The following is a 9,907-nucleotide window of genomic DNA, read 5'->3' as shown; positions in this document are numbered from 1 at the left end:
ACGAAGCGCAGCTTATCGCCATGCGAGCCGAGCTTGAAGATCTGCTGGACCGAACCTCAGACCTCGATTGACCCTTTCCTGACCCTTGCATCAAACGCAAGGCGGGCTTTCCCAAAGATATATTGTGCTGCAACGCAGCATGCCTATGTTCACTACTGTAGTTGGTGGCGCAAACAGCCACTGGCACAGGACCAATGAGCAAGGAAAGGACTGACCATGGCCCATTTTATGTCTTCCCTGCGGAACCGTCTTCAAAAGCGGGCCTCTTACCACCGCACCGTGCAAGAAATCCGCTCGATGCCCCTCGATGTGGCGCTCGATCTGGACATCTATCAAGGCGACGCCGAAATCATCGCTCAGAAAGCGATCTACGGTCGATAAGCCCTATGCGCTTATGCAAAGATCGGAAAACCTGCATCACATGACCCACTTGGGAATGGTGCAGGCTATTCCGATGTTGTCCTAAACAATCTGCGCGCCTCGCATGCCACCTAGGGCGCTTGACGCGACCGACGGGATCACAGTCGCCATGGCATGACAGGTAAGCGGATCTGAAGCCCCATTTGCAGGCGGTAGATTGTGAATGCGTCCCGCCGAGTTGCCGATCTGACTCACTAGATCACCAACAATATTCACATTCGCGATCTTGGCGGAACTGCGTGAATTCGGCGTATCAGACCGTGACAATGCCATATGCAAGAGCGTCGCGGCTGGACCAAGCACTGCGACCAGTCCGCGTTCGTACATTCCCGAGGTCAATCCTGGCCCGTTAAACGATACTCCAGCAAGCGGCGAGAACCCGCTTTGAGCCAGATTATGGGTTACATATTTGGTGAGACCACCACCCAACGAATGTCCGCAAACATAGGTGCTTCTGGGGGACAGTTTGTACGTCGCAATCGCCGATTGAGCGAACCCCAAAGCTTCCGAGAACTGAGTTGCCAACAGCGAGTGGCAACCCGCATTGTGCATCCAATCCATGCCCGAAGTTGGATCCGTACCGCGAAACGCAATCGCAGTGCATCCACCCAGCTGATACACACCGGCTGAAAAGCCCGTTGAACTTGGTGGTGTAGCTCGATCGAGCCGTGTGACACCTGCGGGTATTCTTTGCTGCGCTGGTGCCTCATGGCTATAGTAAACAATATCGGCCAACGTGGCCAATTGAGAAACAGTTGTCATAAATATCTCCTCATCAATACGAAGAGGATGACCACGGATTCCCTTTGACGCAATAATTAATTGCGATCGAACTTTTTGATCAACGCCCGACGTACTGGGGCTGTGACGAACTTTGATACGTCGCCGTCAAGACGCGCGATTTCCTTGACCAGTTTGGATGCAATCGCCTGATGTCGGGCTTCGGCCATTAGAAATACGGTTTCGACGCTGTCATCCAAAGCCCGGTTCATGCCGACCATCTGGAATTCGTACTCGAAATCCGCCACCGCCCGGAGACCTCGTACGATGATGCCGGCATTCACATCGCGGGCACAATCAATCAGCAGGTTCTCAAACGGATGAACAACAATTTCGATCCCTGTCTGTTCTGTGAGCGATACACATTCCGCCTCGATCATGGCGACGCGTTCATCAAGATCGAACAACGGCCCCTTGTCGCGGTTGATGGCAACGCCAATAACAAGCCTGTCGACCAGCGCCGCCGCCCGGCGGATGATGTCGATATGGCCCATGGTGATCGGGTCGAAAGTCCCGGGATAAAGACCGATGCGCATGGGCAGTCTCCGGAGTGTCGTCAAATTTTGCCCTGTCTGGCATCAAAAATGTGGGGAGATCAAGTAGATGACCGCTTTTGGGTCAATGGCCCATGATCATACCTTCTAGCGCATTACGCTCCATCGCCAGTTCAGTCAGTCGCGCTTTGACCACATCACCAATGGTAATCAGTCCAACCAGCTTGCCATCTTCAATCACCGGCATATGGCGAAATCGCCCCTCTGTCATCTGTGTCAGAATATGATCGGCGTCATCATTACGGCTACACGTCACCAGTTTCGACGTCATATAGCTGTCCACTGTGTCCGACAGGCAGGACGCCCCGCGATTGGCGAGTTCACGCACGATGTCGCGTTCCGACAGGATACCCAAAGCGGTTTCGTCATCGTTTGACACGACCACGGTGCCAATACGCTTTTCGGTCAGAATCTTGGCCACGTCACCAATGCTTGTGCCAGATTTCACGGTCACAACAGCATCCGTAGCCTTACTTTTGAGAATGTGGTGAACTTGCATGGTCTCTCCTCCGGTCCCAATGTCCCTTAAGCGTCATCACTGGCCCGTGATCTGTCAAGTGTTTCAAAGTAGTGCTTCCAGCCGCGCGACCTCGGCGCGCACACCTTGGGCCAGTGCTGTGGCAAAGCGAGTGATCCGATCGAGGCGTCGATCTTCGGCATGGCGGACAAGGTAAAAACTGCGCGTAAACGACAGCGCGTCAGTCAAGATCCGGGTTACACCCGGCGCAAACGGCAACGCGAAATCATGGGCGATGCCGATGCCCCCATGCTGGCGCAGCAGTTGGACCTGGACCGACGCTGAATTCGACGCAAGCGCCACACGTTCCAGCGCCAGGTCGCTGAGGTAATCCAGTTCCTTATCAAAGATCATATCAGGAATATAGCCAACGATCCGGTGATCCCCCAGATCTGTCACGGACGTTACTGGTGGGTGCGTTGAAAGGTAAGTCTGGCTTGCTGCAAGATGCAGCTTGTAGTCAGTGATCCGCTTGTAGGACAGGCGTGATGCAGTGGGAGGGCTGACTGTGATCGCCATATCCGCCTCGCGTCGCGAAAGATTCACAACACGCGGCAAGGCGACGATTTGTAAATCAAGGTCCGGATTCGCCTTGGACAGATCGGCGAACACGCGGGGCAGAACGAAATTCGCACAACCATCTGGGGCGCCGATGCGGATCTGTCCGGTCAGCGTACCGGCCTCTCCGGTCAGGACCGACCTCGCGCCCTGCATTGCCTGTTCGGCACGTTCGGCGTGGTCGATCAATCGCGTTCCGGCCTCAGTAAGTGTGTATCCTTGCGGGCTTTTGACAAAGAGCGCTTGTCCGACGGTTTCTTCCAAGCGCGCCACGCGACGGCCGACTGTAGCTGGGTCCATGCGAAGCGCCCTGCCCGCGCCAGACAGCGTTTCATTGCGGGCCACAGACAGGAAAATTCGCAGGTCATCCCAACTTTGCACGGCCCATCCTTTGCATTTTTGCAAAACGTATTTGAGATATTGCCCCTTTGATCCGCATTTTTGCAAGGCTATGGTGCGTTCAAAATGGGAGAATGATCATGAAAGAGCTTACGCATTTCATCAACGGCGCGCAGGTTGCTGGCACGTCAGGCAATTTTGGTGACGTCTACAACCCCGCCACCGGCGAGGTGCAGGCGAAATTGCCGCTGGCCACACCAGCCGAAGTGTCCAAGGCCGTCGAAGACGCCGCAGAGGCACAGGTCGCCTGGGGCAACACCAACCCACAGAAGCGCGCGCGCGTGATGATGAAGATGGTCGCGCTGATGAACCGCGACATGGACGTTCTGGCCGAGGCTCTGAGCCGTGAACACGGCAAGACCATTCCGGACGCCAAAGGCGATCTGCAACGCGGTCTGGAAGTGATCGAATACTGCATCGGCGCACCGCAAATGCTCAAAGGCGAATACACCGACGACGCGGGCCCCGGCATTGATATGTATTCCATGCGTCAGCCGTTGGGTGTGGTTGCGTCGATCATGCCGTTTAACTTTCCGGCGATGATGCCGCTTTGGCACGTGGGCCCTGCCCTTGCCTGTGGCAATGCGGTTGTTCTCAAACCGTCCGAGCGCGATCCGTCTGTGCCATTGATGCTGGCCGAACTGTTTGTTGAAGCCGGTCTACCCAAAGGTGTGTTCCAAGTTGTGAACGGCACCAAAGAAGCAGTCGATACGCTGCTCGATCACGATATCATTCAGGGTGTGTCCTTTGTCGGTTCGACCCCGATTGCGCAATATATCTACAGTCGCGCGACAGCGAACGGCAAACGCGCACAGTGCTTTGGCGGCGCAAAGAACCACCTGATCGTCATGCCGGACGCCGATATGGATCAAGCGGCAGATGCGCTGATCGGTGCCAGCTATGGCGCAGCTGGTGAGCGCTGCATGGCTATTTCGGTCGCAGTTCCGGTTGGAGAAGAAACAGCAGATCGCCTGATTGGCGCGCTGGTGCCACGGATCGAAAAGCTGCGCGTTGCGCCTTATACCGACGGCAACGATGTGGATTACGGCCCGGTCGTCACCCGTGAAGCCAAGGAACGGATCCTTGGTTTGATCCAATCCGGTGTCGATCAGGGTGCGGAATTGGTCATAGACAACCGCGACTTCAAACTTCAGGGATACGAAGACGGCTTTTTCGTTGGTCCGCATCTCTTTGACCGCGTGACGCCCGACATGGACATTTACAAGCAAGAGATCTTTGGTCCCGTTCTTTCGACCGTGCGTGCGGGGTCTTACGAAGAGGCGCTCAAGCTGGCGATGGACCACGAATACGGCAATGGCACCGCGATCTTTACCCGCGACGGCGACACTGCGCGCGATTTCGCACATCGTGTGAATATCGGGATGGTTGGCATCAACGTGCCAATCCCAGTACCTCTGGCCTACCACACGTTTGGTGGGTGGAAAAAATCCATGTTCGGCGACTTGAACCAGCACGGCCCGGACAGCTTTAAGTTTTACACCCGCACCAAGACGATCACCTCGCGTTGGCCGTCAGGGATCAAAGAAGGCGGCGAGTTCAACTTCAAAGCAATGGATTGATTTAAATCGAGAATAGCAACATAAAGGGCGGTTCTTTCCGCCCTTTATCGAAGGTGTCGCATGCCGATTTCCGTGCAAATCATAGCTGAACACAACCTGGTGTATGTGAAATACACCGGAGCCATGCTGGTTAGCGAAACGGCAGAAGCACTGGGCGATTTCGCAAAGCACCCTTTGGCTGGCCCCGGCCTGCGGCATCTGGTCGATTTGACCCAAATGACGGATATCGACCGCGACTACGCCAAGTTTATGGAGATCCAGGCCAAGAAGACCGAAACGATGGCCAGTCAAGGTGTCGAGACTTTCATGGTCTATCTCGCCAATACGCCCATAGGGCTGCGCGCGGCCAATATGGGCAAGAACGGTTGGACTCCCGAAAGCGGCGTTGTGGCGATCGTACTCGAGAACGAGGACCATGCGCTTGTCACCTTGGGGCTTCCGTTTGACACTATCGAGATGATGTTGGACCGCTGCGAGGCGCAAAGCGTTTGACACCCCTCCCCGATCACTCGCTTTGAGTGGTCTTGGCCTGCAGCTTGACCAGCGACGTAGCGCAACACGCATCGCCATTGCCATGGTTTAAGATACTGTCCACGGCTCGATTTCGTTCGCAGCCCTCGTCCTCATAAAAATTTTGCAATTCCCGAAGCTACTGGTCATTTTGAAAAAATGCTATCGGGAGATCGGCCATGCAGGAACCGCCATTCAGTATCGGGATCGAAGAGGAATACTTGCTGGTCGACCTCGACAGTATGGCGCTTGCACAAGCGCCGGACGGGTTGATGGAAGCCTGCGCAGCCGAACTCGAAAGCCAGGTCAGTCCGGAATTTCTGCAATGCCAGATCGAGATTGGCACCAAGGTATGCGCCGATATCAACGAGGCGCGAGAGGATCTCAAAAGGCTCCGCAGCACTGTCGCACGCTGTGCAAAGGCCTATAATCTCGCGCCGATCGCGGCATCATGTCATCCGTTTGGGGATTGGAAGAACCAGCACCACACCAACAAAGACCGCTACAACGATCTGCAAAATGCACTGGGCGGTGTGGTCCGGCGGATGCTGATCTGCGGGATGCACGTGCATGTGGGGCTTGAGGACGACGCGCTGCGGGCAGATCTGATGGGGCAGATGGCGTATTTCCTGCCGCATCTTTTGGCGATGTCCACATCATCACCGTTCTGGCAAGGCGAAGATACTGGGCTGGCGTCCTACCGAATTTCGGTGTTCGACAATTTACCCCGCACGGGTTTGCCGCCGACCTTTGACAATTGGTCCGAATATGAAAGGTCGGTTCAGGTTTTGGTCGATCTTGGCGTGATCGAAGACAGTTCCAAGATTTGGTGGGACCTGCGCCCGTCGCACAGTTTCCCAACACTTGAGACCCGTATCATGGATGTGCAACCCCGGCTTGAGGACACGCTGACGTTGGCTGCCATCAATCAATGCCTGTTGCGGATGCTGTGGCGTTTGCGGGTGCGCAACCAGCGTTGGCGGCGCTATGATCCGTTTCTGATCGGGGAAAACCGCTGGCGGGCGCAACGCTATGGGGTGAGCGACGGTCTGATCGACTTTGGCCGAGGTGAGATCGTGCCGATGTTGGAATTGAATGAAGAACTGATTGGGCTTTTGGAACAGGATGCGGGTATCCTTCGATGCTACCGCGAATTGGAACACAGCCGCGATATCGTCACCAAGGGCAACGGGTCTACCCGCCAATTGGCAGTAGCTGCAAAGGCCAAGGCGGACGGCAAAGATGCCGATGGTCAGATGCAGGCGGTTGTCAGCCATCTGGTCGAGGCTTTTCACGACGGGCTTTGACCTTTTGCAAAACTCCTGAAACAGTTGGAAATTAAACACTCGTTCATTTCACGCATCCAATGGGAGGAGCGGCGCGATGGATTTTGCCCTGACAGAAGAACAGACCGCGATTTTCGACATGGCCTACGCGTTTGGCCAAGATCATATTGCCCCCTACGCACGCGATTGGGAGGTGCAGGGCACGATCCCGAAAGACCTGTGGCCCAAGTTGGGTGAACTGGGTTTTGCCGGGCTCTACGTATCCGAAGACAGCGGTGGGTCGGGACTAAGCCGTCTGGATGCGACACTGGTGTTCGAGGCGTTGTCGATGGCCTGCCCATCCGTTGCGGCGTTCCTGTCGATCCACAATATGTGCGCCAAGATGATCGACAGCTTTGCCGACGAGGCCATGAAAGCGCGGGTTCTGCCCAAGGCGATGACGATGGAAACGGTGCTGAGCTACTGCCTGACCGAACCGGGCAGCGGGTCTGATGCGGCGGCGTTGAAAACCCGCGCAGAGCGAACGAATGAAGGCTACACGCTCAACGGCACAAAGGCGTTCATCTCTGGGGGTGGGTATTCCGACCTTTACATTGCGATGGTTCGCACCGGTGAAGACGGGCCAAAGGGCGTGTCTGCGGTTCTGATCGAAGACGGCACACAGGGCCTCAGCTTTGGCGGGCTCGAAGACAAGATGGGATGGCGGTCGCAGCCCACGCGACAGGTACAATTCGATGATTGCAAGATCCCGTCCGAGAACCTGCTGGGCGAAGAAGGGCGCGGTTTCGCCTATGCGATGGCGGGTCTGGATGGCGGGCGGCTCAATATTGCGGCCTGTTCGCTGGGTGCGGCACAGTCCGGCCTGACCAACACGCTGGACTACATGGCCGAGCGTAAGGCCTTCGGGAAAGCCATTGATCAGTTTCAGGCGTTGCAGTTCCGGCTGGCGGATATGGAGATAGGCTTGCAGGCCGCACGTACCTTTCTGCGACAGGCAGCGTGGAAGCTCGATACCGGGGCACCGGACGCCACCAAGTTCTGCGCGATGGCCAAGAAATTTGTCACCGAGGCGGGATCAGAGGTTGTGGATCAATGTCTGCAATTGCACGGTGGCTACGGATACCTGAGTGATTATGGTATCGAAAAGCTGGTCCGAGATTTGCGCGTTCATCAGATTCTTGAGGGGACCAACGAAATCATGCGCCTGATTGTGGCGCGACAGCTGCTTGCCAAGTAACCAGTGCCACTTGATGTGTGCCAGAAATACTCTGACCGCGCTTCACGCTGGGATTAACCCCGCTTAATTGATTGATCCGACCAAAAACAGGCCCGCACCATGAAAGACATTCACATCCGCCAAGATGGCCATGCTGGCCGCATCACTTTGAACCGCCCCAAGGCTTTGAATGCGCTGACGTACGACATGTGTCTGGCCATCGAAAAGGCGCTGTGGGCATGGCGGTCAGATCCAACGGTTAAGCTGATCCTTATAGACGCCGAAGGTAACAAGGCGTTCTGCTCTGGCGGTGATATTGCGGAAATGTACGCAACCGGCACAGCTGCGGACTATGGCTATGGCCAGCGGTTTTGGCGCGATGAATACCGCATGAACGCGTTGATCGCGGAGTATCCAAAGCCGGTGATCAGCTTTTTACAAGGCTTTACGATGGGCGGCGGTGTCGGTGTGGGCTGTCACGGTTCCCACCGTGTGGTCGGCGAAAGCAGCAAGATCGCGATGCCAGAATGCGGGATTGGACTGATCCCCGACGTAGGCGGGTCGTATCTGCTGGCGCGCGCGCCCGGACGAATGGGTGAATACCTTGGGCTAACGACTGACCGCATGGGGCCGAGTGACGCAATTTATGCGGGGTTTGCAGACCTCTATATGCCCGAGGATGCATGGCCCAGTGTCAAAGCCTCGATCTGCGCAGACGGCAATGTCGCCGCGCTCCATGCCGAGGCCGAGGACGCCCCGGCGTCGCGTCTGCAAGCCGCCCAACCGATGATTGACTCGCTTTTTGCAGGCCAAAACTTGAAAGACATTGTGCAGACCCTGCGTGCTGATACAGACGATTTTGCCAAAGACGCGCTAACAAAGTTGTCGCGCAATGCTCCGCTGTCTATGGCATGTGCAATAGAAATCCTGCACCGCATTCGCAAAGAAAAGCTTGATATCCGGCAGGCATTCGAACTTGAATATCGGTTCACCTCGCGGTCGATGGAAAAAGGCGACTTTATCGAAGGCATCCGCGCCGCAATTATCGACAAGGATAAATCACCGAACTGGCGCCATACGCTTGACGGTGTGCCCGACGTAGATGTTCAAGAGATGCTGGAACCCGTTAAGAACACACAACTGACCTTTGCCCGCAGCGCACAAGGCATGAAGATCGGCTTTGTCGGTTTGGGCAATATGGGCGCACCAATGGCTGCGAACCTTGCTCGGGCGGGCCATGAAGTGACAGGCTATGATATGGCGACAGTCACCGTTGATGGCGTTTCGAACGCACGGACGGCCAAAGAGGCGGCACAGGATGCGGATGTGGTGATTACCATGCTGCCCAATGGCGACATTCTGCGCGCGGTCGCAGCCCAGATCATTCCCGCGATGCGCAAGAAAGCTGTGCTGCTGGACTGCTCGACCGTGGATGTCGATAGCGCCCGCGCCGTGGCCAACGACACCAAGACCGCCGGATTGTTGCCCTTGGACGCACCTGTGTCGGGCGGCATCGGCGGTGCCGCGGCAGGAACGCTGACCTTTATGGTAGGCGGTTCGGATGAAGCCTATCAGACCGCCCTACCCTTGTTTGAGACAATGGGGCAGAAATCAGTCCATTGTGGCGCCTCTGGGAACGGACAAGCGGCCAAGATTTGTAACAATATGATCCTTGGCGTAACCATGATTGCGACTTGCGAAGCGTTTTCGCTGGCCGACAAACTGGGCCTTGATCGGCAAGCGATGTTCGATGTGGTGAGCACCTCATCAGGTTACAGCTGGTCGATGAACGCGTATTGCCCCGCCCCCGGCATCGGCCCTAAAAGCCCGGCAGATAACAATTATATCCCAGGTTTTGCGGCGGAATTGATGCTGAAAGACCTGCGATTAAGCCAGCAAGCCGCTGATGCGTCAGATGCAGACACCCCCCTTGGTCAGGCCGCGACAGACCTTTACCGTAAATTTGTCGAAGAGGAAGACGGACAAGGGCGCGACTTTTCCGCGATGTTGCCAAGGTTCGAAAAACGCGGGCGCGGATAGCTGCCTTATTTATCTAAAGATAGTAAACAGTAACAAAAGAAATGCCC

Annotated in this window: 10 protein-coding genes; 6 read left to right on the top strand and 4 right to left on the bottom strand. The window is 55.9% G+C overall.

Annotated elements, in window-relative coordinates:
- The first annotated feature begins 216 nt into the window (after positions 1-216).
- Entirely contained in the window at positions 217-381 is a 165-nt protein-coding gene (locus tag ACTG4M_RS09660) for a hypothetical protein (RefSeq protein WP_439123445.1), read from the top strand.
- Between the two features lie 81 nt (positions 382-462).
- On the opposite strand, the gene ACTG4M_RS09655 is transcribed toward ACTG4M_RS09660, so the two are convergent.
- The 4 genes from ACTG4M_RS09655 to ACTG4M_RS09640 form a co-directional block, all read right to left on the bottom strand.
- The gene (locus ACTG4M_RS09655; RefSeq protein ID WP_439123444.1) at positions 463-1,182 is read right to left on the bottom strand and encodes an Mbeg1-like protein; all 720 of its coding nucleotides are present in this window, start codon (positions 1,180-1,182) and stop codon (positions 463-465) included.
- Positions 1,183-1,238: 56 nt separating this feature from the next.
- A complete protein-coding gene (gene coaD / locus ACTG4M_RS09650; RefSeq protein ID WP_439123443.1) occupies positions 1,239-1,736 on the bottom strand; it encodes a pantetheine-phosphate adenylyltransferase in 498 nt (165 codons plus the stop codon).
- A gap of 82 nt (positions 1,737-1,818) precedes the next feature.
- Positions 1,819-2,253 carry a CBS domain-containing protein gene (locus ACTG4M_RS09645; protein WP_439123442.1) on the bottom strand — a complete coding sequence of 145 codons (435 nt, stop codon included), beginning with the start codon at positions 2,251-2,253 and terminating at the stop codon, positions 1,819-1,821.
- Between the two features lie 63 nt (positions 2,254-2,316).
- The gene (locus tag ACTG4M_RS09640) at positions 2,317-3,210 is read right to left on the bottom strand and encodes a LysR family transcriptional regulator (protein ID WP_439123441.1); all 894 of its coding nucleotides are present in this window, start codon (positions 3,208-3,210) and stop codon (positions 2,317-2,319) included.
- 98 nt (positions 3,211-3,308) lie between these two features.
- Between ACTG4M_RS09640 and ACTG4M_RS09635 the strand changes: the two genes are divergently transcribed.
- The 5 genes from ACTG4M_RS09635 (at position 3,309) to mmsB (ending at position 9,860) form a co-directional block, all read left to right on the top strand.
- Positions 3,309-4,808, top strand: a complete 1,500-nt coding sequence (locus ACTG4M_RS09635; protein WP_439123440.1) for a CoA-acylating methylmalonate-semialdehyde dehydrogenase — start codon at positions 3,309-3,311, stop codon at positions 4,806-4,808.
- Positions 4,809-4,868: 60 nt separating this feature from the next.
- Positions 4,869-5,300, top strand: coding sequence for a hypothetical protein (locus tag ACTG4M_RS09630; protein ID WP_439123439.1), 432 nt, complete (start codon positions 4,869-4,871; stop codon positions 5,298-5,300).
- Positions 5,301-5,497: 197 nt separating this feature from the next.
- Positions 5,498-6,625 carry a carboxylate-amine ligase gene (locus ACTG4M_RS09625; protein ID WP_439123438.1) on the top strand — a complete coding sequence of 376 codons (1,128 nt, stop codon included), beginning with the start codon at positions 5,498-5,500 and terminating at the stop codon, positions 6,623-6,625.
- Between the two features lie 76 nt (positions 6,626-6,701).
- Positions 6,702-7,841 carry an acyl-CoA dehydrogenase family protein gene (locus tag ACTG4M_RS09620; RefSeq protein WP_439123437.1) on the top strand — a complete coding sequence of 380 codons (1,140 nt, stop codon included), beginning with the start codon at positions 6,702-6,704 and terminating at the stop codon, positions 7,839-7,841.
- 99 nt (positions 7,842-7,940) lie between these two features.
- Positions 7,941-9,860, top strand: coding sequence for a 3-hydroxyisobutyrate dehydrogenase (gene mmsB, locus ACTG4M_RS09615; protein WP_439123436.1), 1,920 nt, complete (start codon positions 7,941-7,943; stop codon positions 9,858-9,860).
- Positions 9,861-9,907: the final 47 nt, after the last annotated feature.

This window comes from Marivita sp. (assembly GCF_965656765.1).
GTDB lineage: Bacteria > Pseudomonadota > Alphaproteobacteria > Rhodobacterales > Rhodobacteraceae > Marivita.
The sequence above is the reverse complement of the archived record's forward strand: the minus strand, read 5'-3'. Positions and strand labels throughout refer to the sequence as shown.